Genomic DNA, 24596 nt, shown 5'->3' on the forward strand with positions numbered 1-24596 from the left:
CCTCCACTTGTTGAAATGCAACCCGGTCGAAATCTATGTCCTGCCCCTGCCGGAAAGAGCGAAGGTGAAGACAAGGGCGACGACCAGAACGGCGCCCTTGATGAAATCCTGCGTGTAGTATGGCGCGTTCATCATCGTCAGGCCCTGCAGCAGGACGCCGACGAAGACGGCGCCGACGGCCGTGCCGAACGCGTTCGGCTTGGCGGCGCCGAGAACCGCGTAGCCGATAAGCGCCGCGGCGACGGCGTCGAGCAGAAGATTATTACCCGAGGCGATATCGCCGCGTCCAAGCCGCGCGGCGAGCAAAATACCGCCAATCGAGGCAAAAACTCCTGAAATGATATAGGCCCAGATTTTGTATGCCTTGACAGGCGCGCCGGCGAGCTCGGCGGCGCGCTCATTGGAGCCGACGGCATACATCATGCGGCCGAAGCGGGTGTGTTCGAGGAAGAACCAGATCAGCACCGCGAGCACCGCCAGGACGACGACCGAGACGGGAACCAGATTGGGAATAAAGAAGTCGAAGCGGTGGCGGCCGAGCGCCAGGAACGCTTCGCCGAACTTGCCGTTGGCGACCGAGCCGTCGGGCATGGTCATGCCGGTGGCGATCGAGCGGCCTTCGGTCGGAATGCGCTGCAGGCCGACCAGCAGGAACATCATGCCGAGCGTCGCCAGCAGGTCCGGCACGCGCATATAGACGATCAGCCAGCCATTGATGAGCCCAACGATAACGCCGATCAGCAGGCAGACGACGACCGCGACGACGGCGTTCTGCTCCAGCACCACCATGACATAGGCCGCAGCCATCATGGCTGACGTGGCGACCGAACCGATCGACAGGTCGAAGCCGCCAACGACCAGCGTGGCGGTGACGCCAAGCGCCAGCACGCCGGTGATGGCGACGGACTGGAAGATGAAGACCGCACTTTGGGGCGAAACGAAACCGTCGGCGGCGATCGCGAAATAAGCGACGAGCCCGAACAACAGGACGATGAAACCGTAGCGGATGGCGGGGTTGCGCTGCGTCATTCAGCGCCCCCGCGCGCCGCTGCCGTTTTTACCCAACTCGAACCCATGCTCTCCATTCCAATTGTCATCGTCAGCTCTTCAATTCCAGCCGGTCAAGCCGCGCGGTGCGGCAGCCCGCCGGCCACCTCGGCCAGCAGGCGATCGAGATCGATGTCCGCGTTGCGATGTTCGCCGACGATGGTCTGCTCCGACATCACCAGGATACGGTCGGCCGTCTCAAGAGCCTCGTCGAGTTCGGTCACGAACAACAGCGTCGCGCGGCCATTGGCACTTGCCCTCAGCTTGGCGGCGATGTCGCGCCTGGCCGAGATGTCGACGCCTTGAAACGGCTCGTCGAGAATGAACAGGCTTGCATCCTGCGCCATCCAGCGGGCGACCATCACCTTCTGCTGGTTGCCACCGGACAATGCCGACATTTCGTCCTTCTCGGAGCGGCAGACGATGCCCAATTCCTGGATCTGGCGGCGCGCCGTGGCGCGTTCCAGGCGGCGCTTGAGCACGCTCAGGTTCGACATCCGCCTCAGGAACGGCAGGCTGACATTGCGCTCGATGTTGAAGCCGCCGACGATGCCGCTGGTGGCGCGATCCTTGGCGACGAGGAAGACACCGGCCGCGATCGCATCGCCGGCCGAGCGCGGCGCGTAGGGTTTGCCGTTCATCGTCATGGTGCCGGCGAGCGGCCTGCGCACGCCGAACAGCGTCTCGGCAAGCGCTGTCTTGCCGACGCCGACCAGCCCCGTCACGGCAACGACCTCGCCGTCGCCAAGGGTCAGCGAGATCGGCCTGGCGCCCTGGGCGATGCGCAGGCCTTCGACGGTCAGCACCGCCTTGGCCGAGTGCCTGGCGACGATCTGGTCGAGGTGGATCTTACGGCCGAGCATAGCATTGACCGCCCCTTCGTAGTCGAGCGGCTTCCTGTCGAAGACGCCGGACACGGCGCCGTCGCGCATCGAGACGATGCGGTCGGCAAGCCGCCTGATGTCGGACATGCGGTGCGAGATGTAGAGGATCGCCACGCCTTGTGCGCGCAGTCTGTCGACCAGCGCAAAAAGCCGATCGGCTTCGGCACTCGACAGCGATGAGGTCGGTTCGTCGAGGATCAGCACTTTCGGCTGATGTGCCAGCGCGCGGGCGATCGCCACCATCTGGCGATCGGCCAGCGAGAGATCGCTGACGCGCGCCTTCAAGTCGATCGCCAGGTCCATGCGGTCGGCAACCGCCTTGGCCTCGCGACGCACACGGACCGGGTTGAAGAGCACCGGGGCGCCACTGCCGTTCAGCCTGTCCAAGGTCAGGTTGGTGGCCACATCGAGATCGGCGACGACACCGTCATTGATGTTCTGGTGAACGGTGACGACGCCAGCGCGGATCGCTTCCGCCGGTCTTCCTGGCGCAAAGTCCCGGCCGGCCAGGGTCATGGTGCCGCCGTCGCGCTCGTAGACGCCACTGACGATCTTGACGAGGGTGGATTTGCCGGCGCCGTTGGCACCCATCAGGACGGTCACTTGACCGGCATGGAGTTCGAGCGAGACGCCGCCAAGCACCTCGTTGCGGCCAAAGGATTTCCTCAGTCCCTCTACGCGGAACACGGCATTGCCGACCATGCGTTCCTCCCTGACGGTGACGCTATGGGCTACATCGGCAATTGTCAACACGATTGACAATTGCCAGAGCGCTCCCTAGCTTGGCCCCGCCGCCGTGGCTCCGCTATTATGGGGAACGAGCAGGAGAGGTGAGGATGACCGGGAAGACGCCGTTCGAAGCACTGTCGGTGGAGACGCTCGCCACGCGGCTCGGCACCAACGAGGCGCTCACCCAGCGCATCGGCGAGGACACCAGCCGCTGGAAGGTGCGCGAGGTCGGCGACGGCAATCTTAATCTCGTCTTCATCGTCGAGGGCGACAAGAGCGCGGCGGTCGTCAAGCAGGCCCTGCCCTATGTCCGACTGGTCGGCGACAGCTGGCCTCTGCCGCTGAAGCGTTCCTTCTTCGAATATCACGCGCTGACGCGTCAAGAGGCGCGCGCACCGGGCTCGGTGCCGGCCATCTACCATTTCGACGAGACCCAGGCGCTGATCATCATGGAGTATTTGTCGCCGCACGTTATTTTGCGGCGGGCGCTGATCGAGGGCCGGCAATTGCCGAACATCGCCAGGGATATCGGGCTGTTCATGGCCCGCACCCTGTTCCGCGGCTCCGACTTTTCGATGGTGACCAAGGAACGCAAGGCGGATCTGGCGCTGTTCGCCGACAATGTCGAGCTGTGCGACATCACCGAGAACCTGGTGTTCTCCGACCCCTATTTCGACGCCAAGATGAACCGCCACACTTCGCCGCAGCTCGACGCCTTGGTCGCCGAGTTGCGCGCCGACCGCGACCTCAAGGTGGAAGCGCAGCGCCTGAAGCATCTGTTCGCCGCCAATGCAGAGACATTGCTGCATGGCGACCTGCATTCCGGCTCGATCATGGTCACCGATACGGAGACCAGGATGATCGACCCGGAGTTCGCCTTCTACGGGCCGGTGGCCTTCGACGTCGGCATGCTGCTCGCCAATTTCTGGATGGCCTTCTTCTCGCAGCGGGGCCATGAGCAGAGCGGCAAGCGCGACGCCATGCGCGCCTATCTGCTCGATGTCACGGCGCAGACGTGGTCGGTGTTCCGCACCGAATTCTCGCATCTGTGGCGCACGGAGCGCAACGGCATGCTCTACCAGAAGAGCCTGTTCGAGGATCAGGGCGACAGGCTGGGCGCAGAACAGGCGCTCGACCATGTGCTGCACCAGATCTGGGACGACCTCCTCGGCTTTGCCGGCATCGAGGTGCACCGGCGCATCCTCGGCCTCGCCCACAACGCCGATTTCGAGACCATTGCCGACGAAGACCTGCGCGCCACATGTGAAGCGAGGGCGCTGAAGTTCGGCCGCCACATCGCCGTCAACAGGCGTCATATTCACAGCGTCGACGAGGTCAACAACCTGGCCACGCTGATCGAACAGGAGAACCGCATTTGAACGTCGGCGAGCGCCACTATCGCACCATCTGGCTGAGCGACGATGGGCGCTCGGTGGAGATCATCGATCAGCGCTGGCTGCCGCATGACTTCCGTGTCGTGAAGGTCGATACCGTTGCTGGCATCGCCACCGCCATCCGCGACATGTGGGTGCGCGGCGCGCCGCTGATCGGTGTCACCGCTGCCTATGGCGTCGCCATGCAGATGGCCGACGATCCGGCGGATGCCGCGCTCGATGCCGTGTGGGAGACGCTCCACGAGACGCGTCCGACGGCGATCAATCTGCGCTGGGCGCTGGATGAGATGCGGCGCTTCCTGCGGCCACTGCCGACGGAACAACGCGCCGCAGCCGCCTATCGGCGCGCCAGCGAGATCGCCGACGAGGATGTCGGGCTCAACCGCGCCATCGGCGAGAACGGCCTCGCCATCATCAAGGACATCGCGGCGCGCAAAAAGCCGGGCGAAGCCGTCAACATCCTGACCCATTGCAACGCCGGCTGGCTGGCTACCGTCGACTACGGCACGGCCACCGCGCCGATCTACCTGGCGATGGAGGCCGGCATTCCGGTCCACGTCTATGTCGACGAGACACGGCCGCGCAACCAGGGCGCCCAGTTGACGGCCTGGGAGATGGCCGGCCACGGCGTGCCGCACACGCTGATCGTCGACAATGCCGGCGGCCACCTGATGCAGCGCGGCGCAATCGACATGGTCATCGTCGGCACCGACCGCACCACCGCCGACGGCGACGTCTGCAACAAGATCGGCACCTATCTGAAGGCGCTCGCCGCCGCCGACAATGAGGTGCCATTCTACGTTGCGCTGCCTTCGCCGACCATCGACTGGACGGTGGGCGACGGACTTGCCGAAATCCCGATCGAGGAACGCTCGGGCGACGAGGTTTCGCTGGTGTGGGGCAAGACCGCGAGCGGCGAGATCGCCCAGGTGCGCGTCTCGCCGGAAGCGACGCCCGCGGCGAACCCCGCCTTCGACGTGACGCCGGCGCGGCTGGTCACCGGCCTGATCACCGAGCGCGGCGTCGCCAAGGCCTCGCGCGCGAGCCTAAAGGAGATGTTCCCAGAGCGGGGATAGCCGGCTCTCGCAAAGGCCAGGAACCACCTTTCGCTGTTCAGAAGGTGCTGCTCTTTGCGATCTCCAGCGAGTTGACGAAATCCAGTGAACGCCGCAGCACGCGACGAATGGTGGCGATATCCACCGGCGTGCTTCGCCGCTGGGGATCACGGCGCTGCGGGCGCTGCAGCCGCAATGGCAGTTCGATGCTGACCGGCAGCGTCGCGGGAAGCGCTTGCCAGTACGGTCCGTAGCCGATCGAGCCGTCACCGATGGCGCAAAACGCCCACCCCTCCTCGGTACTGACGACATCCTTCAGATGGGCATGCCCAACCGCATCGATGGCATCAGCGATATCTTGCGCCGGCTGCACCGTCTCGTTGCTGTAGGTAAAGGCATTTCCGGCGTCGTGGTTCAGGCGCACGTGCCGCGATCCGATGTCACGGATGAAGCCTGCCCCCACCCGGGCGCTGCCGAGCAGATCGCCTTGGCCATGTCCGGGATTCTCGAGCGCCAGGACGATGCCGGCCTCCTCCAGTCTCGGCAGGAGGGCGTCAATCGTTTTGCGGATCGCCGCGCTGTTTCTCGCCGGGCCGGCATTGGTAATCAGGAACGACGCACCAAGACCGGCGGCAAAGCCGATGCGGCGGGACAAGACGTCGATGGCATCGGCCCCCGACAGGTCGAGATGAGCCGACACGGCATTGATCCCCAGCCCGGCATGTTCCGCTGCCTGGCGCAGCTTCGCGGCGTGCAGCGCCGCAAACATGTCTTCATCGAAATCGACATAGCCGCGGATGAAGGCCGGCTCGACATGGAGGGCGCCGGCCGCCGCAATCTCCTCGAGGGCCAACTCCATGGAATAGCCATCGAAGAGCGCGGTCGATACCGAGATGATCCGGGCCGGCGAAGGCAGGGCTCAGGCTCCCTTGCCGTAGACGATCAATTCCGAGGCTTCCTTGACCTTGGCAGGAGACAGCGCTTCGCGCCAGTCGTCCCGGACCACGACGCCTTTGGCGAATCGCATCAGCCGCAGCGCCGCATCGGACGGCACTTTCGGAGAGAAGCCGAACCACATGGCAATCTCGACGTTCAGATGGCCTATCAGGAAGTCCATCGCGGCCTGTCTGGGAATGCCATATTTGCGCTCACACTCCTCGACGGCCTCGACCATGGTGTCGACGAAGGGCATGGCCACCATTTCGGACAGGCCTGGCTCCAGGATCGCCAGTTGTTCGACCGTGACGCGATGGCTGTCGATGATCGGCGACCACATGGCCCTGCACACTTCCTCGCCAAGCGCATAGTGCTCTTCCGGACCTTGCATCAGGGCACAGACGATCGATTGCCTGGCGATGCCGCCATGGTAATCGCGACGCGCGGCCCATTCCGTCTCTTCGCCGAACAGCGGCGGATGGCAGGGATGGCCGACGAAATAGGTGAGATCCGGCCGATCCGCGGGCAAGTCGCCGGCATAGGGCGCTGCCGCATCCAGAATGAGGATCATGGTGCCCGCGGCAAGCATCGGCGAGATCTGCCGCGCCACCTGGCCGATGATATTGTCCGGCAGAGCCATCACCACAACCTTGGCGCCAGGAATGCCCTCGTCCATGGCGACGGCGCCGATATCGGCCTCTCCCAGCCGCTTGCGGCCGGCCTCGCCGATCTCCACAGCGCGGACATCGTAGCCCGCTTCGATAAGCTTGCGTGTCACGCGGAAGCCCATCTTCCCTCCGGCTCCAAGCACCGCCACGGATGTCGTCATTTGCTTCTCTCCCATTTGCCTTGATGGCGCGCCTATGGCGCAGATTCAGCCGAACGCTTGCAGCGCGGCTTCGAGCTCCGGATGCGTGGCGGCGTAGTCGCGTGCGGGAATCCCTGCCGCCGCGGCTTCGAAAGCATCATGCAGGCTTCGAACGCCGGCGACCGGCCCACCCGGATGCGCCATGATGCCGCCGCCGCAGCAATAGATGAAATCGTCCGAGCCTAGCCTTGTATAGGTCTCGGCGGCCTGCACAGCGGTCTGTCCGGACGAAAACACCGGCATGACCGTATCGGGACGGCCAGCCCGCTCGAACATCGGGGTGAGACAGCCATGGGCCGACGCCATCACCGACTCGTCCGGCTCGCAGAACTTATTGGACAACCCGTTGACGTGCATGTGGTCGATGCCCGCCAGGCGCCAGAATTTCTGATAGGCGAGATAGCTCATGCCGAGATCGGGAGAGCGGCTGAAGAGGCCCCAGCCGGCCCGATGGCCGTGCAGCGCAACGGCGGAGTGGCGACGCATCTCGATGACGGCGGACAAGCCGACGGAATTCAGCACCAGCATGGCGCAGGTCCCGCCACGGCGCTCGATCAGATCCAGCTGCCGACGCATGGCGTCGATGTCTCCGGAAATGTTGGCCGCATACATGACCTTGCGCCCGGTCCTGTCGGCGTGCCTGTCTATCACCGCCATGACCGCTTCGTACCGGTGTTCGAACGGCGAATGCGGAGGGTCTCCCATCAATTCATCGTCCTTGATGAAATCAAGACCCGCGGCAATCAGTGTGTCGGCCAGGGCCGCCGTCTCCTGCGGGGTAAGACCAACGCTTGGCTTGACGATGGTGCCGATCAGCGGGCGCCCTTCGACGCTTGTCAGGCGACGCGTTCCCTCGACGGCGAAGGCCGGCCCTGGGTAGGCGTCCGCGAAGGCATCGGGAAAGGTAACGTCGAGGAGACGCATGGCCGAAAAATGATGCAGCTCGAACAGATTGCCGAGAACCGTCGACCAGACCGACGCCAGCACTGTCCCCGTATTCTCGATGTTCCAGGAAAGGCCCACCTTGGCCCGGCATGGCCTGACGGTCGCATTTTTTGGCGAGCGCGAGAACGGCAACGCCTCGCTGTCGACCTCGGCAACATCGCTGATGAATTCGACGCGGGCTCCGAACCTGCGCAGCAGCTCCGGCGTTTCTCCGGGTATGGCGCGGAACGTTCCGCTTGATTGTTCGCCCGCCATTGCAGCCGCGGCAACCTCCAGCGGGTAGCGGGTTTCGATCACATAGGTGGCGCGGAGGCGACCGGACAATGCAGGCTTCCCGACTGGAATGACGTTCACGGAATGACCGTTAGCACCAAAAAGAAATCATGTCATCATATGAGTTTCCCAGGCAAAAAATTTTGCCAGCGCTCAGCCGGCTCCGCCGCCGGCCAGTTTCGAATAGAGTTCGTTGGCGCGGCCGATGTGGTCGGCCATCGCGGCGCTCGCGCCTTCCGCATCACCACTGGCGATCGCCTTGTAGATCCGCTCGTGCTCCTCGACGGTCAGCCGCTCGGCGCCTTTCATCGCCACCAGATCCCGCTTGAAACGGGACAGCCATTCGAGCATTCCCTTCGCCACCGCCGCTATCATCGAATTGCCGCTCATCTCCGCAATGACGGCGTGGAACTCCATGTCGGCAGCTACAAATCGGGCCTGGTCGCCCTTTGCCTCGCGCAAATGACGCAAGGTCTCCGCGAGACGTTCCAGACTCTTGGCCGTAGCGCGCCGCGTGGCTATCCGAACCAGGCCGGTTTCCAGCAAGAGCCTGACCTCCTTGAGTTCTTCGAGCCCGCGAGAGTTCGTCGCCAGCATCATGACCATGGCCGTGGAGACCTGATCGACGATGACATCAGGCGTCGGATTGATGACGCGGGCACGTTCTCCGTGCGAGATCCTGATAAGCCCCATCTGCTGCAGCGACAGCATCGCTTCCCGGATCGAGGGCCGGCCGACGCCGATCATCGTCATCAGTTCCTTTTCCGACGGCAATTGAGAGCCGGGCGGGAATTCGGACGTCGAGATTGCCGCCATCAGCCGGTCAAGCACCTCCACATACAATTTCTTTTTCTGGACCGGCTCCATCCGTCCCTCCCTGGGTGTTCGCGGCACAATCGATCCCGAGTCGCGTCGGCAGACAAGGTCCCGCCATCGATTGACATTACATATATGATGACCTAACGTCCGTCTACGGCCAGCCGACGCGGGCCGGCTCCGTTTGATCAAGGAAAGAACGAAGCTGACGGCCAAGCTTCGTCTCGTCCTTAAATCAAAGGAGGCTTCGGCAATCGAGGTTCCGGTGCCCGCTTGCCTATTTGGTATGCTGGTATAACATGTAGCTGGTATGGCGTCTTTCGGAGGATGTCGTAACGGAATGGCAGAAGGCCGACGTATCGGCCGGTGTTTTTTGGGAGGAAAATATCATGAAGTTTTCAACCGTGGCGGCGCTTGCCGGCGCCGCGCTGGTCAGCGTCTCGGCTGTGCCGGCAATGGCGTCACCGGATGCGCCGGTGATCGCGCTCGCCAACGCCTATTACGGCAACACCTGGCGGCACCAGATGGTGGAGGCTTTCGAAGCCTCGGCCAAGGAGGCCAAGGCGGCCGGTCAGATCGCCGACTACATCGTCATGAACGGCGACGGCTCGGTGGCGCAGCAGAACAGCCAGATCGCCGAGCTGATCCTCAAGAAGGTCGACGTGCTCGCTGTCGACGCCGCCTCGGAAACCGCGGTCAACGGGATCATCGAAAAAGCCTGCAAGGCCGGCATCATCGTCGTGTCGTTCGATTCGGTCGCCTCGGCGCCCTGCAACTACCAGCTCAACTTCGACTTCAAGGGCTACAAGGCAGCCCAGGCCGAGGCCGTCTTCAAGATGATCGGCGGCAAAGGCAACGTCATCCAGGTGCGCGGCGTCAAGGGTTCGGCGCCCGACAACGACATGTTCAACGCGCAACAGTCGGTACTGGCCAAATATCCCGATATCAAGGTCGTCGCTACGGTCTATGGCCAGGCGACCGCGTCGGTCGCACAGGCGGCCATCGCCAACGTGCTGCCCTCGCTGCCGCATGTCGACGCCGTGCTCGCACAGGGCGGCAGCGACGATGTCGGCATCGCCCAGGCGTTCGTCCAGTATGGCGGCGACTATGCCGGCAAGATGCCGATCATCGAAGGCGGCGGCGGCACCGACTTCGTCAAATGGTGGGCCGAGGAGAACGCCAAGAACGGCTACCAGACGATCTCGATGAACACCACACCAGGCATTGGCGGCGCCGCGTTCTGGCTCGGCCTGTCGCTGCTCAAGGGCGCCAAGGCACCCAAGATTATGATCATGCCGGTGGCCACCGTCGATGCCGGCAATCTCAAGGAATACGAAAAGCTGCCCGGCGGCCAGATCATCAGCCCCAGCTATTCGCTCGACTGGGTCAAGCAGAACCTGCTGAGCAAGTAAGGTTGGCAATGCCAGGACCGGGTGCCGCGGAACGGCCGCGCCCGGTCCCTGCCCGTGAAGAAACGGAGGACGAATGTCCCATATCGCCGTAGCCGCCCCGGAAGGCGCAGCCGCCGCGGTGCTCGCCGATCCGGCCCGGCAGAGCGTTGTTTCGCTTTCCGGGATCACCAAGAGCTTCGGACCGACGCTGGCGAATGCCGAGATCGACCTCGCCGTCTCCGCCGGCGAGATCATCGGACTGGTCGGCGGCAACGGCGCCGGCAAATCGACGCTGATGCGCATCCTGTGCGGGGCGATGTGGCCGACCTTGGGTTCGATTTCGTTTGCCGGCCAGAGTATCGGCTTTGCGGGCTACGACACGGCGGAGGCACAGCGCCGCGGCATCCGCATGGTGCACCAGGAATTGTCGCTGTGCGCCAACCTCTCGGTGGCCGAAAACTTCTTCCTGGAAATTCCGGCGGATGCCGCCAACCGGCCAGGCTGGCGGGCCCTCTACAGGGCGCGCGCCCGCTCGGCGCTTGACGCCGTCTTCCCCGCAAACGGCATCGATGTGAATGCCGAAGTCGGCCACCTCTCCATCGCCGAACGGCAAATGGTCGAGATTGCGCGCGCCGCCGCGACACCCGGCGTCAAGCTGATCGTTCTTGACGAGCCGACCTCCTCGCTCGATCTCGATCGCTCGAGACAGTTGCGGGCCTTCATCCGCGAGCGGGCCAAATCCGGCCTCGCCTTCATCTTCATCAGCCACAAGCTCCAGGAAATCATCGACATCGCCACCCAGGTGGTCGTGCTGCGCAATGGACGCACCGCCTGGCGCGGCGATGTGGCCGAGACGTCGATCGGCAGGCTGGTGCAGCTCATGGGCGGCGACGCCAACTCGATCCACCAGCACGGTACCGCCGCCACCGGCGGCCGCGAAGCGCTGGTGCGATTGTCCGGGTTCCTGACGGCCGAACTCGGCCACGACATCGAGATCGGCCGTGGTGAAATCATCGGACTGGCAGGCCTCGAGGGCAGCGGCCAGAAAGAGTTGCTGCACGCAATCTTTAAGCCCGATTCCGGAACGGATGCGGCCGTCGTCAGAAACGGTGAAGCCGGTTTCATCGCGGGCGACCGCCAGAAGGAAGGCGTGTTCCCCTTGTGGAGCGTGCTTGGGAACATCAGCATCGGCGCCCTGGCACGCCGCCCGGCGCTGGGCTTGGTCTCGGACCGCGCCAACCGCGCGGCAGCGACCGATGCCGCCGGCCGGCTGCGGCTCGACGAAACCCGCTTCGGATCCAACATATTGGAGCTCAGCGGCGGCAACCAGCAGAAGGCGCTGGTCGCGCGGGCGCTCGTCGCCGAGACGCCGATCGTCCTGCTCGACGACCCGACGCGCGGCGTCGACATCGCCACCAAGCAGGACTTCTACCGCCTCTGCAACGACATTGCGCGAGCCGGGCGCACGCTCATCTGGCACACGACCGAAGATGCCGAACTCCTGGCCTGCGACCGCGTGCTGGTGTTTTCAGGCGGCCGCATCGTCAAGGAATTGGCCGGTGAGGCGATCACGGAATCAGCCGTCGTTGGAGCGTCCTTTGCCCAGCAGACGGACAAAGCTGCCAGTGCGGGACGCAGCGGCGCTGCCGGCGCCGGGCTTGCCCGCAGGCTGGTGAACGCTGCCCCCTTCATCGGCCTCGCCGCCGTACTGGCCGTGATGATCTCGGCCAATCCGGCGGTCGCCTCAATTTTCGGGCTCGACCTCTTGCTGATGCCGGCACTATCGCTGGTGCTGGTGACCGCGGCGCAGATGTTCATCGTCGGCGGCAGCGAGATCGACCTCGGCGTCGGCGCGTTCGCGGGGCTCGTCAGCGTGCTCAGCGCCACGCTGCTCTACGACCAGCCGTGGCTCGGCGCGCTGGCGCTGGCGGCAGCGATCGCCGCCTATGCCGGCCTCGGCGGCCTGATCCAGGCGCGCAAGATCCCGGCCATCGTCGTCACGCTGGGCGCGTCCTTCATCTGGGTCGGAATAGGCTATGCGTTGCAGCCGACGCCGGGCGGCGCCAGCCCCGAATGGCTGTCGGCAATGTTCAACTGGTCGCTCGGCTTCGTACCAACCTCGATCATCCTCATCGCCGCGGTGGCAATCGTGGTGTTCGTGATCGACCGGCTGCCGCTCGGCGTGGTGCTGCGCGGTTTCGGCAACAATCCGACCGCGATGATCCGTTCCGGCTGGTCGCCGACGCGCTACGCGCTGGTGCGCTACCTCGTCGCCGGGCTGTTCGCCGCCGCCGCCGGCCTGTCGCTGACGGCGATCAACACGGCGAGCGACATCAATTCCGGTAATTCGTTCACCCTGCTCAGCGTCGCCGCCGTGGTGATGGGCGGCTGTTCGCTGCTGGGCGGCGTCATCTCGCCGGTCGGCGCCGTCGCCGGCGCGGTCACGCTGGCGTTGATCGGCGCCCTGCTCGGCACGCTGAGCGTGAGCAGCGACTTCAACGCGGCGACGCAGGGATTGATCCTCATTGCCCTGCTGACCTTGCGCAGCCTGACCGCGGACCGCAGGAGCGAACAATGAACGTGCTTGCCGCCTTCAGCCCTTGGGCGCAGAAAAACCGCTGGATCTGGTCGGCGATCGGGGTGCTGCTGCTCTGGCTGGTGCTGTCCATCGTCACCAACCGCTTCAGCCTCTCAAGCCTGTCGGGCATCGTTCTGTCGGCCTCGTTCCTCACGGTCGTCGGCATCGGCCAGATGTTCGTCGTCACCACCGGGCGCGGCAATATCGACCTCTCCGTGGCCTCGGTGATCACACTCAGCGCCTTCGTGGCGCTGCTGACCATCAAGGGCCAGGACGCCAATCTCGCCATCGGTGTCGGCGCCGCGATCCTGCTCGGCCTTGCGGTCGGCGCTCTCAACGCGCTGCTCGTCGTCGGGCTGAACATACCGGCCATCATCGCCACGCTGGCGACGGGCTATGTGCTGGCGACCGCAACGCTGCTGTCGAACCGCGCGATATCGGGCTTCGCCGTCAGCCCGCTGTTGAAGACGCTGGCGACGGGCCGCATCGCGGACGTGCCGATCATGGCAGTCATCGCCATCCTGGGCGTCGCCGCAACGTCGTTCGTGCTACGCTATACCGTTTACGGGCAACTGCTCTCGGCAGTCGGCCAGAACCGCGCGGCGGCGCGGCTGGCAGCGATCCACAACAACCGGGTCATCGCCTCGGCCTTCATCATCTCCTCGGTGCTGGCTTCGCTCAACGGGCTGCTGCTGGGCGCCTATATCGGCGGCGCCTTTCTTGAAATGGGCCAGCCCTATCTCCTGCAATCCATCGCCGCGGTGGTGCTGGGCGGGACGCTGATCTTCGGCGGCTCCGCGACGGCGCTCGGCACGCTGTTCGCCAGCATCCTTTTGATCCTCATCGTCACCACCATGCAGATCATCGGCCTGCCGCCCGGCGCGCAGGACATCGTCCAGGGCATCGTCGTCATTTTCGTGCTGGCGCTGGCCGGCCGGCAGGTGCTGTCGCGGCGCGCCGCCATCGATCCCACCACCCTCGAGAGCGCAGGCGGCGACGGCACGGCGAAACCCGGGGCGGGCGCTGCGGCAATCAGGCCGCAGTGACAAAGCAGGGTCTGATTTCTCTTGCCAAGATGGTAGAGTGATCATACCAGTATATAAGGTGACGATTGGTGAGACCATCGTTCAATATTTAGGAGCAAGGCTAGATGACGACGATCGCGCTGTTCGGTGCCGGCGGCAAAATGGGTTACCGCCTTTCGACCAATTTCCGCGGCTCGCCCTATACGATCCGCCATGTGGAGGTCAGCGAGGCCGGGCGCGAGCGGCTGAAGACCGGACTGGGCTTCGATACGGTTAGTGCCGACGAGGCGCTGGAAGGCGCCGAGGTGGTGATCCTGGCGGTTCCGGACACCCATATCGGCAAGGTCGCGGCAAGCATCGAAAGCAAGCTTGCGCCGGGCACGATGGTGATCGTTCTCGATGCCGCGGCGCCTTTTGCCGGCCATTTGCCTGATCGTCCCGACCTGACCTACTTCGTCACCCACCCCTGCCATCCGCCCATTTTCAACGACGAAACCGACATGGCGGCCAAGAAGGATTATTTCGGCGGCGTCAAGGCCAAGCAGCACATGGTCAGCGCACTGATGCAGGGACCGGAAGCGGACTACGCCAAAGGCGAGGCCATCGCCAAGATCATCTGGGCGCCGGTGATGCGCTCGCACCGCGTTTCCGTCGAGCAGATGGCGCTACTCGAGCCCGGCCTTTCGGAGACCGTGTGCGCCTCGCTGCTGGTGGTCATGAAGGAAGCGGTCGACGAGGTCGTGGCGCGCGGTGTCGACCAGCAGGCGGCCCTCGATTTCCTGCTCGGCCACATGAATGTACTCGGCGCCGTGATCTTCGGTGAAACCAAGGGCGTCTTCTCCGACGCCTGCAACAAAGCCATCGAATTCGGCAAGCCGGTGCTGATGCGCGAGGACTGGAAGCGGGTGTTCGAACCGGAAGAGATCGCAGCCAGCATCCAGCGGATTACCTGAGAGGCCCGAGTCGGCTTTCCTCCCCACAGGGAGAAGGAAACGGTGACCGCTTAGATACAGATCACCTGAATTGGTGGTTGACTCATCATACCAGTGGCTTTAGCTGTTCCTGGACTCGGATCGGTCATGCTTCCTTGGAAGTTTGAAGTTGATGCGAGTGGAGGACGGCGGGAGCGGAGCGAGGAGCAGTCCGGATGACAGCCGGCGATCGGCTCTGAAATCCGGGCGGCGCGCTGCCGGCACTGCCTGACGAGTTCAATTGCAGACAGCGGCCTCGAAACGATCGAGGCATGGGTTTCAACGGGAGGACTTCATGAAACTGACACGCAGAATGACGCTTGCCGCCTTCGCCGGCGTGCTGGCACTCGGCACGGCGATGCCCGCCTATGCGGCGGATCTCATCGCCATCATCACCCCATCGCACGACAATCCGTTCTTCAAGGCGGAAGCCGTCGGCGCCGAAGCCAAGGCCAAGGAACTGGGCTACGAGGCGCTGGTACTGGTCCATGACGACGACGCCAACAAGCAGTCCGAGTTGATCGACACCGCGATCGGCCGCGGCGCAAAGGCGATCATCCTCGACAATGCCGGCGCCGACGCCACCGTCGCCGCCGTACAGAAGGCCAAGGACGCCGGGGTTCCCTCCTTCCTCATCGACCGCGAGATCAACGCCACCGGCGTCGCGGTGGCGCAGATCGTCTCCAACAACTATCAGGGGGCCCAGCTCGGCGCGCAGGAATTCGTCAAGCTGATGGGCGAGAAGGGCAATTTCGTCGAACTGGTCGGCAAGGAATCCGACACCAATGCCGGCATCCGTTCCAAGGGCTATCACGACGTCATCGACGACTATCCGGACCTGAAGATGGTCGCCCAGCAGTCGGCCAACTGGAGCCAGACCGAAGCCTATTCCAAGATGGAATCGATCCTGCAGGCCAATCCCGACATCAAGGGCGTCATCTCCGGCAACGACACCATGGCGATGGGCGCCTATGCGGCGCTTGCCGCTGCCGGCCGCAAGGACGTCATCGTCGTCGGCTTCGACGGATCGAACGACGTGCGCGATTCCATCACCTCGGGCGGCATCAAGGCGACGGTGCTGCAACCTGCCTATGCCCAGGCGCAGATGGCGGTCGAACAGGCCAACGACTTCATCAAGAACAAGAAGTCGCCCGAGAAGGAAAAGCAGCTGATGGACTGCGTGCTCATCAATGGCGACAATGCCGCCAAGCTGGAAACCTTCGCGCTCAAGAACTGAGCCGGCGCAACGCGAACAGCGAGGGGCGAATCGAGGTTCGTCCCTCGCTCCTTTTCACCAGGATGCCTCGACCGCCATGCAGAAAAAGCCGAGTTGGCCGATCCTTGCCCTGACCGCCGGCATCGCGCTCAGCGCCTGCAAGATCCTGCCGACGCCGTCGGCGCAAGGCGACGGCAATGCTTCCGCCTTCAACCCCGACAAGATGGTCGAGGACATCTGGGCGGCGAAAGTCATCCCCTACCTGCAGCAGAAGGCGGGACCGTTCGCCGAGGTCCATGCGCTGGCGAAGACCGATCCGGCCGCGGCCGGCGTGAAATACGGCAATCCGAAGAAGCAGGCGAATTCGCCATGGACGTTCGCGGTTCGCGTCGAGGGCAAGATCGTCGCCGCCAACACGCAGTCGCGCGCGGCCACCATCGATATCGATGTCGACGGTAACGGTAAGGCGGACGCGCGCGTCCAGATCGGGCCGGCGATGCGCGGCACGGCGCTGCGCGACAGCCTCGACTTCGTCCAGTTCAACGATTTCACCAATCAGATCGACTTCGCCCAGTTCGGCAAGGCTTTCAACGCCCATGCCGGCAAGACGGTGCTCTCCAAGCTGCCGCGCGAGGCGCTTGAGGGCCGGCCCGCCAAGGTGCTCGGCGCCTATACGATCGAAGGCGGCCAGGACCTGCCGCTGGTGACGCCGGCGGAGGCCGAGATCGGGCCGAAGCCATGAGCCAGGCCAATGGCCACGACGTCATCCTCAAGCTTGAGGATGTCTCGAAAGTCTATGCCGGCACGGTCGCGGTCAAGCAGGCGAATTTCGAGGTGCACAAGGGCGCGGTCAACGTGCTGGTCGGCGAAAACGGCGCCGGCAAGTCGACGCTGATGAAGATCATCGCCGGCGTCGAGCAGCCGACCGCCGGCCGCATCCTGCTCGAAGGCGAAGAGGTTTCGTTCTCGTCGTCGGGAGATGCGGTCGACCGTGGCATCGGCATGGTGTTCCAGGAACTGAACCTGTTCGGCAACCTGTCGGTCGCCGAGAACATCTTCGCCACGCGCGAGATCACCAACCGCTTCCGCAAGATCGACCGCAAGGCGCAGGAGCGGCGGGCCGGCGAATTCCTGGAGCGGCTGGAAGCCGGCATCCGGCCCGACATGCTGGTCGAGGACCTGCGCATCGGCCAGCAGCAGCTGGTCGAGATCGCCAAGGCGGTTTCGCTCGACGCCAAGATCCTCATCATGGACGAGCCGACCTCGGCGCTGAGCGCCGCCGAAGTCGAGATCCTGTTCAAGGTGATCGCCGACCTCAAGGCGCGCGGCGTCGCTATCGTCTACATCTCGCACCGGCTGGAGGAACTGATCCGCATCGGCGACTACATCACCGTGCTGCGCGACGGCCGCATCACCGGCCAGGAGGAGATGAAAAACGTCGATACGCAGTGGATCGTGCGGCAGATGATCGGCTCGGACGCAAAGGACTTCGCCAAGGCCGACGGCCACGTGCCGGGCGCGGAAATCTTCCGCGCCGAAGAGATCTGCCTGCCGCGCGTCACCGGCGGGCTGGCGGTGGACCACGTCTCGCTGTCGCTGGGCGCCGGCGAGATCCTCGGCATATACGGGCTGATGGGTGCGGGGCGCAGCGAGCTGTTCGACTGCATCATGGGCCGTCACGGCCATGCCAGCGGCAAGATTTTCATCGCCGGAAAGCAGGTGAAGGAGCGCGACACGACGCGCCGCATCCAGCGCGGGCTGGCCTTGATCCCCGAGGACCGCCAGCGCGAGGGCCTGGTGTCGATCCTCTCGGTTGCCAGCAACCTGACGATGGCCAGCCTGTCGCGCTTCGTGCGCCTGTTCCATATCCGAGGCGGCGCCGAGCGGCAGGCCGTGATGCAGATGGTGCGGGAACTCGCAATCAAGGTCGCCGACCCGGCGCAGGAGGTCTCGTCGCTGTCGGGCGGCAACCAACAGAAGGTGGTGATCGGCAAGGCGCTGCTCACCGGACCGAAAGTGCTTCTGATGGACGAGCCCAGCCGCGGCATCGATATCGGCGCCAAGGCCGATGTCTTCCGCACCATGCGCAAGCTTTCGCGCGACGGGCTGGGGATCCTGTTCGCCACCTCGGACCTCGATGAGGTGATGGCACTGTCCGACCGCATCGCGGTGATGAGCAATGGCAGATTGACCGGCATGTTCGACCGCGCCGAAGCGACGGAGGCGGCGATCGTCGCCGCGTCGGCACTGGGCCACGGACCGGCCGCACATGGGGAGCAACGCTGATGACTGACATTCCGGCCAGGGCGGCCGCTTCCTCCGCCTCCAGCGGCTCGGCGCTGCTGACGCTGATGAAGCTCAGAACCTTCATCGCGCTCATCGCCGTGCTGGTGTTCTTCTCGATCGCGGCGCCGAACTTCCTGTCGGCCGCCAATCTGATTCTGATGGCCAAGCATGTGGCGCTCAACGCCTTCCTCGCCATGGGCATGACCTTCGTCATCATCACCGGCGGCATCGACCTTTCCGTCGGCTCGATCGTCGGCCTGTGCGGCATGGTGGCCGGCTATCTCGTGCTCAACGGCATCGACCTGCAGATCGGTTACACCATCTATTTCAACGTCGTCGAGATCGCCCTGATCACCCTCGCGGTCGGCATGCTGATCGGCGCCGTCAACGGGCTGCTGATCACTAGGCTCAATGTCGCGCCCTTCATCGCCACGCTCGGCGTGCTCTATGTGGCGCGCGGCTTCGCGCTGCTGTCGTCGGACGGGCGTACCTTCCCCAACCTGGTCGGCAAACCGGAACTGGGCACCACCGGCTTCGGCTTTCTGGGTGCCGGCCGGCTGCTCGGCCTGCCGGTCTCGATCTGGATCCTGATCGTGGTGGCGCTGGGGGCGGCCTATCTCGCCCGCTACACGCCGCTCGGCCGCCACATCTTCGCCGTCGGCGGCAATGAGCGCGCAGCGCGCATCTCGGGCGTGCGCGTCAACATGGTCAAGATGTTCGTCTATATGTTCTCCGGCTTCTGCGCGGCGATCGTCGGGCTGATCATCTCTTCGGAACTGATGGCCTCGCATCCGGCAACGGGCGAGAGTTTCGAGCTGAACGCCATCGCCGCGGCAGTGCTTGGCGGCACATCGATGTCGGGCGGCCGCGGCACGATCGGCGGCACCATCGTCGGCGCCTTCGTCATCGGCATCCTTTCGGACGGACTGGTGATGATGGGCGTGAGCTCGTTCTGGCAGATGGTGATCAAGGGCCTCGTCATCATCGTCGCCGTCGTCGTCGACCAGGCGCAGCGCCGGCTGCAGCAGCGCGTCACCCTGATGCAGATGGCAAAGGCGGGCTGATCATGACGGAGTTACGTGGAGCGCTGATCGGCTGCGGCTTCTTCGCCGTCAACCAGATGCATGCCTGGCGCGATATCGAGGGCGCCTCGATCATCGCCATCTGCGACCGCGATCCGGAGCGGCTGCGGATCGTCGGCGACCAGTTCGGCGTGACGCGGCGCTACACCGATGCGGCGGCGATGTTTGCGGCGGAGAAACTCGATTTCGTCGACATCGCCACCACTGTCGGCAGCCATCGGCCGCTGGTCGAGATGGCGGCCGCGCATGGCGTTCCCGTCATCTGCCAGAAGCCGTTCGCGCCGACGCTTAGCGATGCCAAGGCGATGGTCGCGGCCTGCGCCAAGGCCGCCGTGCCGCTGATGGTGCATGAGAACTTCCGCTGGCAGTCGCCGATCCAGGCGGTGCGCGCCGTGCTCGACAGCGGCGAGATCGGCACGCCGTTCTTCGGCCGCATCTCCTTCCGCTCCGGCTATGACGTGTTTTCCGGCCAGCCCTATCTGGCGACGGGAAAGCGCTTCATCATCGAGGATCTCGGCATCCATATCCTTGACATCGCCCGTTTTCTGTTGGGCGACGTATCGAGCCTCACTGCCCGTACGGCGCGCATCAATCCCGCCATTGCCGGCGAGGATGTCGCCACGATGCTGATGGACCACGAAAGCGGCGCCACCTCGATTGTCGATTGCAGTTATGCGACAAGACTCGCCGTGGAACCGTTTCCCGAGACACTGATCGAGATCGACGGCAGCGACGGCACGCTCCGGCTGGCGCAGGGCTACCAGTTCACCGTCACCGGCAAGAGCGGCACAACGGTCAGGGACATTTCGCCGCCGCTGCTCGCCTGGGCATCGCGGCCATGGCATAACATCCAGGAAAGCGTGCTGGCGATCCAGCTGCACTGGGTCGACTGCCTTGTCGGCGGCAAGGAGCCGGCGACCTCGGGCGCCGACAATCTCAAAACCCTCGCCCTGGTCGAAGCCGCCTATGCGGGTGCTGCGAGCCGCGAACCGGTGCAGATCGAAGTCTTGCTGAAATGACGGCCGACGCGTTCGATCTTTACGGCACACGGGCGGCCGAAGCGGCACCGACCCTGCTGCATGCGGGCGCGTTGAATGCCGAGCTGGTCAATGGCAATCTGCGCACCATCCGGCATGCCGGCACCGAAGTGCTGCGCGCCATCGCCTATATCGTGCGCGACCGCGACTGGGGCACTTATGAGCCGGTGCTCACGGACCTGACCATCGACCAGAAGGACGATCGTTTCTCGGTAAGCTATGAGGCGAATTGCACCGGCCCGGACGACAGCAGCCTCCGCTTCCACGCGACGATCGAAGGCTCCGCCGACGGCAGGCTGGTCTTCCATGTGACAGCGCTGCCGGAGAGCGACTTCGAGACCAACCGCTGCGGCTTCTGCATCCTGCATCCGATCGCCGGCCTCGCCGGCAGCCCGGTGACGGTGGAGCACACCGATGGCAGCGTGGTGGAGACGGAGCTGCCTGATCTGATCGACCCGTGGCAGCCCTTCAAGGATCTGCGTGCCATCACCCATGGAGTGCGTCCCGGCCTCAGCGCCGAATGCCGGATGGAAGGCGATATTTTCGAGATGGAGGACCAGCGCAACTGGTCGGACGCCTCCTACAAGACCTATGTGCGGCCGCTGGCTTTGCCGTGGCCCTATGTGCTGCCGGCCGGCCAGCCGATGCGCCAGACGGTGGGCCTGCGCCTCATCGGCGACACCAGGATGCCCGCCGCGGCGGCGAGTGCCGAACCGGTCCGCATCGATCTCGGCGAGACCGGGCCGAGGCTGCCCGATATCGGCGTGATCGTCTATCCCGAGGACGTCGAGACAACGCTGGCCGAACTGCCGATGCTGGCAAGGCTCGGCCCGCAGCAGCTCCTCTTCCACTTCGATCCGATGCGCGGCCACGGCCTGGACGCGCTGCGCGCCCATGCCCGGCTCGCCGCGGCCTACCCCGCTTCGACCACGCTCGAATGCGTGGCGGCCTGCACGGGCGACCTCGATGCCGAACTCTCCGATGTCGCCGATATGGTGCGCCGGGCCGGCCTGCGGCTCGATGCGGTTGCCGTCTCGCCTTCCGTTGACCGCCAGTCGACGCCGCCGGGCAGTGCCTGGCCGGCATGTCCGCCGCTGGAAGACGTCTACGCCGCCACGCGGCGCGCCTTTCCCGGCATCCGCCTCGGCGGCGGCATGTTCAGCTATTTCACGGAACTCAACCGCAAGCGCGTGCCCGCCGACCAACTCGACTTCATCACGCACTGCACCTGCCCGATCGTTCACGCCGCCGACGATCTCAGCGTCATGCAGTCGCTGGAGGCGCTGCCCTTCATCACCCGGTCCACCCGGGCGATCTTCGGCGACAAGCCTTACCGGATCGGCCCGTCCACCATTGCCATGCGGCAGAACCCCTATGGCGGGGCGACCAAGGACAATTTCGCCGGCCAACGCATCGCCATGGCGAACCGTGATCCCCGCCATGCCGCGCAGTTTGCCGCCGCCTGGACCATCGGCTATGCCGCGCGCGTCGCGCCGGCCGGACTGGAGATGCTGACGCTGTCCAGCGTCACTGGGCCGTTCGGCGTGCTGGCCGCATCCGGGGAACCCGCCGCCGAGGGATCATCGCGGCCGATTTTCCAGGCCATCCAAGGGCTTTGCGAACTGGCCGGGCTCGCGCATGTTGCCGCGAAAACAAGCGACGAGACGCGTGTTGCGGCGCTGGCCGGACGCACCGCCTCGGGCGACCTTTTCGTCTGGCTGGCGAACCTGACGGCGAACGATGTCGCGGTTGATGTTTCGGCACTGGGTCAGGGCCATCTTACGATGTCGCCCTACGCCATTGCGCGAATTGGATAGGCAAGCAGCCTTACTTATCGGAATTCATCACATAGAGCGCACGGGAGCGTTCGAGATGCTTGATCATCGCCTTTTCGGCGCCGTCGGCATCCCGGTGCTCAATGCGGTCGATGATCTCCTCATGCTCGGTCAGCGTGTATTGTTCCTTGCCGGTCCAGATCAGCATCTCGGTGTGGTATTCCTTCAGCCAGCCAAGTGTGGCTTCGCTGACGGCAACATAGATCGGATTGCCCGATATCGCCGATATCTGGGTGTGGAACTTCATGTCGGCGGAGATGAAGGCTTCGGAATCACCTCGCGCGGCGCGCTGCTCGGCCACCGTTGCCCTGAGCCGCTGCACATCCTCTGCGGTCGCCTTTTCCGCGGCTTCCCTGACCATGCCGCGCTCGAAAAAGATGCGCGCGGTCTTCAGGTGCTCCAGCGTGTCCCTGGATGAAGACAGGATGATCTTGGCCGCGCCGTCGACCTGCCTGATGATCGATTTGGCGGTCAGTTGCAGCACCTTGGCGCGCTCGCCATGCGAGATGGCGACCAGTCCCATATTGCTCAGCGCCTGCATGGCCTCGCGGATCGCCGGCCGGCCGACCTCGAAGCGCTCCATCAACTCGCGTTCGGACGGCATGTCGTCGCCCGGCTGCAGCTCGCCGCTGGTGATCAGCCGCTTCAGCCTTGCAAAGACTTCGTCGGAAAGTTTGCGCCGGACGATCGGCTCCGAACGGTTCATCGTGACGAATCACTCCCTGGCCCGGTTCCTGTTTAGCATTCCAGCCAGGATTACCGGAATGCCTGCGCCTGGAGCGGTCCCGCCAAGCCGCGCCAGCTCCTTGTTCCAGACAATTCCGAACGAAAACGCGGCTCATCTTCCCGGAATTGCCGAAGCCCGCCCTCTTGCCGAAGTCGGGATATCGCTTGCAATACTTAGGTACTCATTATACCAGATTTCCTGCGCGACAAAACTTTTTTCGAACCCTTTTCGAGCGGCCGGCAGACCATGATCACGCTTACCTATCGCATCGAAACCCCTGGCAGCATCGAAGCGCTGGCGGCCAAGATCGCGAGCGACCAGTCGACCGGCACCTTCGTCGCGCTGCCTGGCGAGACCGAGGAGTTGAAAGCGCGTGTGGCGGCTCGTGTGCTGGCGATCAGGCCCCTGCCCGATGCCGAGCAGCCGTCGCTTCCCGGATCCGGGAACGGCCCCTTCCGACGCGCCGATGTCGACATCGGCTTCCCGTTCGACGCCATCGGCACCGACCTGTCAGCGCTGATGACGATCGCCATCAGCGGTACCTATTCGATCAGGGGCCTGTCCGGTATCCGGGTCATCGACATGAAGCTGCCGGAACAATACCGGCGCGCCCATCCCGGCCCGCAATTCGGCGTTGCTGGTAGCCGCAGGCTGACCGGGGTCGAAGGCCGTCCCATCATCGGCACCATCGTCAAGCCAGCGCTTGGCCTCAGGCCGCACGAGACAGCCGCGATGGTGGGCGAACTGATCGAAGCCGGCGTCGATTTCATCAAGGACGACGAGAAGCTGATGAGCCCGGCCTATTCGCCGCTCGCTGAGCGGGTGAAGGCGATCATGCCGCTGATCCGCGACCACGAGCAAAAGACCGGCAAGAAGGTGATGTACGCCTTCGGCATCTCGCATGCCGATCCCGACGAGATGATGCGCAACCACGATCTGGTGCTGAAAGCCGGCGGCAATTGCGCGGTCGTCAACATCAATTCCATCGGATTCGGCGGCATGGCTTTCCTCAGGAAGCGCTCCGGGCTGGTGCTGCATGCGCACCGCAATGGCTGGGACATTCTCACCCGCCATCCTGGCCTCGGCATGGATTTCAAGGTGTGGCAGCAATTCTGGCGGCTGCTCGGCGTCGATCAGTTCCAGATCAACGGCATCGGCTCGAAATACTGGGAGCCGGACGATTCTTTCATCCGCTCCTTCGAAGCGGTGACCACGCCGCTCTTTTCATCAGACGATTGCGCGCTGCCCGTGGCCTGCTCCGGCCAATGGGGCGGCCAGGCGCCCGAGACCTATGAGCGCACCGGCCGCACGGTCGATCTCCTCTATCTCTGCGGCGGCGGCATCGTCAGCCATCCGGACGGGCCCGGCGCCGGCGTGCGCGCGGTGCTGCAAGCGTGGCAGGCCGCGGTCGAGGGCATTGCTCTCGACGAATTCGCGCGCGACCATGCCGAGCTGGCACGCTCGATCGAGAAATTCAGCGACGGCAAGGCGGCCTGAGCGA

20 protein-coding genes are annotated in these 24596 nt (G+C 64.5%); 13 read left to right on the plus strand and 7 right to left on the minus strand.

Going from position 1 to position 24596, the window contains the following annotated elements; all coding sequences use genetic code 11:
- Nucleotides 1-33: 33 nt before the first annotated feature.
- Both LB532_RS14100 and LB532_RS14105 read right to left on the minus strand, forming a co-directional pair.
- Nucleotides 34-1029: an ABC transporter permease gene (locus LB532_RS14100; RefSeq protein ID WP_140638564.1), complete on the minus strand. Its 996-nt coding sequence runs from the start codon at nt 1027-1029 to the stop codon at nt 34-36.
- A gap of 92 nt (nt 1030-1121) precedes the next feature.
- On the minus strand, nt 1122-2633 hold the full coding sequence (locus LB532_RS14105) for a sugar ABC transporter ATP-binding protein (protein WP_140638821.1): 1512 nt from the start codon (nt 2631-2633) through the stop codon (nt 1122-1124).
- A gap of 134 nt (nt 2634-2767) precedes the next feature.
- Here LB532_RS14105 and mtnK point away from each other — a divergent pair, with 134 nt between their 5' ends.
- Nucleotides 2768-4039 carry an S-methyl-5-thioribose kinase gene (mtnK, locus tag LB532_RS14110; RefSeq protein WP_140638563.1) on the plus strand — a complete coding sequence of 424 codons (1272 nt, stop codon included), beginning with the start codon at nt 2768-2770 and terminating at the stop codon, nt 4037-4039.
- Nucleotides 4036-5130 carry an S-methyl-5-thioribose-1-phosphate isomerase gene (gene mtnA / locus LB532_RS14115; RefSeq protein WP_140638562.1) on the plus strand — a complete coding sequence of 365 codons (1095 nt, stop codon included), beginning with the start codon at nt 4036-4038 and terminating at the stop codon, nt 5128-5130. The genes mtnK and mtnA overlap by 4 nt, the downstream gene beginning before the upstream one ends.
- Before the next feature lie 37 nt (nt 5131-5167).
- Here the strand turns inward: mtnA and LB532_RS14120 are convergent, their stop codons facing one another.
- From LB532_RS14120 to nanR, 4 genes are all read right to left on the minus strand, one after another.
- Nucleotides 5168-5968: a sugar phosphate isomerase/epimerase family protein gene (locus LB532_RS14120; RefSeq protein ID WP_181169298.1), complete on the minus strand. Its 801-nt coding sequence runs from the start codon at nt 5966-5968 to the stop codon at nt 5168-5170.
- Nucleotides 5969-6028: 60 nt separating this feature from the next.
- Nucleotides 6029-6874, minus strand: a complete 846-nt coding sequence (locus LB532_RS14125) for a phosphogluconate dehydrogenase C-terminal domain-containing protein (RefSeq protein ID WP_140638560.1) — start codon at nt 6872-6874, stop codon at nt 6029-6031.
- Between the two features lie 45 nt (nt 6875-6919).
- Entirely contained in the window at nt 6920-8182 is a 1263-nt protein-coding gene (locus tag LB532_RS14130) for a ribulose-bisphosphate carboxylase large subunit family protein (protein WP_181169297.1), read from the minus strand.
- A gap of 102 nt (nt 8183-8284) precedes the next feature.
- Nucleotides 8285-8998: a transcriptional regulator NanR gene (gene nanR, locus LB532_RS14135; RefSeq protein ID WP_140638558.1), complete on the minus strand. Its 714-nt coding sequence runs from the start codon at nt 8996-8998 to the stop codon at nt 8285-8287.
- A gap of 338 nt (nt 8999-9336) precedes the next feature.
- On the opposite strand from nanR, the gene LB532_RS14140 reads away from it, so the two are divergent.
- The 10 genes from LB532_RS14140 (at nt 9337) to LB532_RS14185 (ending at nt 22350) form a co-directional block, all read left to right on the plus strand.
- Entirely contained in the window at nt 9337-10359 is a 1023-nt protein-coding gene (locus tag LB532_RS14140) for an ABC transporter substrate-binding protein (RefSeq protein WP_140638557.1), read from the plus strand.
- 73 nt (nt 10360-10432) lie between these two features.
- The gene (locus LB532_RS14145; RefSeq protein ID WP_140638556.1) at nt 10433-12916 is read left to right on the plus strand and encodes an ATP-binding cassette domain-containing protein; all 2484 of its coding nucleotides are present in this window, start codon (nt 10433-10435) and stop codon (nt 12914-12916) included.
- Nucleotides 12913-13962 (plus strand): ABC transporter permease, encoded by a 1050-nt coding sequence (locus LB532_RS14150; protein WP_140638555.1) that lies wholly within the window; start codon nt 12913-12915, stop codon nt 13960-13962. Before LB532_RS14145 ends, LB532_RS14150 begins: the two co-directional genes overlap by 4 nt.
- Nucleotides 13963-14066: 104 nt before the next feature.
- Nucleotides 14067-14894, plus strand: coding sequence for a phosphogluconate dehydrogenase C-terminal domain-containing protein (locus LB532_RS14155; RefSeq protein ID WP_140638554.1), 828 nt, complete (start codon nt 14067-14069; stop codon nt 14892-14894).
- Nucleotides 14895-15207: 313 nt separating this feature from the next.
- Nucleotides 15208-16149, plus strand: a complete 942-nt coding sequence (locus LB532_RS14160) for a D-ribose ABC transporter substrate-binding protein (protein WP_140497809.1) — start codon at nt 15208-15210, stop codon at nt 16147-16149.
- A gap of 76 nt (nt 16150-16225) precedes the next feature.
- On the plus strand, nt 16226-16870 hold the full coding sequence (locus LB532_RS14165) for a DUF2291 family protein (RefSeq protein WP_140638553.1): 645 nt from the start codon (nt 16226-16228) through the stop codon (nt 16868-16870).
- Entirely contained in the window at nt 16867-18414 is a 1548-nt protein-coding gene (locus LB532_RS14170) for a sugar ABC transporter ATP-binding protein (RefSeq protein ID WP_140638552.1), read from the plus strand. Before LB532_RS14165 ends, LB532_RS14170 begins: the two co-directional genes overlap by 4 nt.
- Nucleotides 18414-19478, plus strand: a complete 1065-nt coding sequence (locus LB532_RS14175) for an ABC transporter permease (RefSeq protein WP_140580674.1) — start codon at nt 18414-18416, stop codon at nt 19476-19478. Before LB532_RS14170 ends, LB532_RS14175 begins: the two co-directional genes overlap by 1 nt.
- Before the next feature lie 2 nt (nt 19479-19480).
- Nucleotides 19481-20515 (plus strand): Gfo/Idh/MocA family protein, encoded by a 1035-nt coding sequence (locus LB532_RS14180; protein WP_140638551.1) that lies wholly within the window; start codon nt 19481-19483, stop codon nt 20513-20515.
- Nucleotides 20512-22350, plus strand: a complete 1839-nt coding sequence (locus LB532_RS14185; protein ID WP_140638550.1) for a hypothetical protein — start codon at nt 20512-20514, stop codon at nt 22348-22350. The genes LB532_RS14180 and LB532_RS14185 overlap by 4 nt, the downstream gene beginning before the upstream one ends.
- Nucleotides 22351-22360: 10 nt before the next feature.
- On the opposite strand, the gene LB532_RS14190 is transcribed toward LB532_RS14185, so the two are convergent.
- Nucleotides 22361-23074, minus strand: coding sequence for a transcriptional regulator NanR (locus LB532_RS14190; protein WP_140551170.1), 714 nt, complete (start codon nt 23072-23074; stop codon nt 22361-22363).
- Nucleotides 23075-23341: 267 nt separating this feature from the next.
- Here LB532_RS14190 and oiaX point away from each other — a divergent pair, with 267 nt between their 5' ends.
- The gene (oiaX, locus tag LB532_RS14195) at nt 23342-24592 is read left to right on the plus strand and encodes a 3-oxo-isoapionate-4-phosphate decarboxylase OiaX (RefSeq protein ID WP_140638549.1); all 1251 of its coding nucleotides are present in this window, start codon (nt 23342-23344) and stop codon (nt 24590-24592) included.
- Nucleotides 24593-24596 lie beyond the last annotated feature (4 nt).

Origin of the sequence: Mesorhizobium sp. ESP-6-2 (genome assembly GCF_020164675.1) — a bacterium.
Taxonomy (GTDB): domain Bacteria; phylum Pseudomonadota; class Alphaproteobacteria; order Rhizobiales; family Rhizobiaceae; genus Mesorhizobium.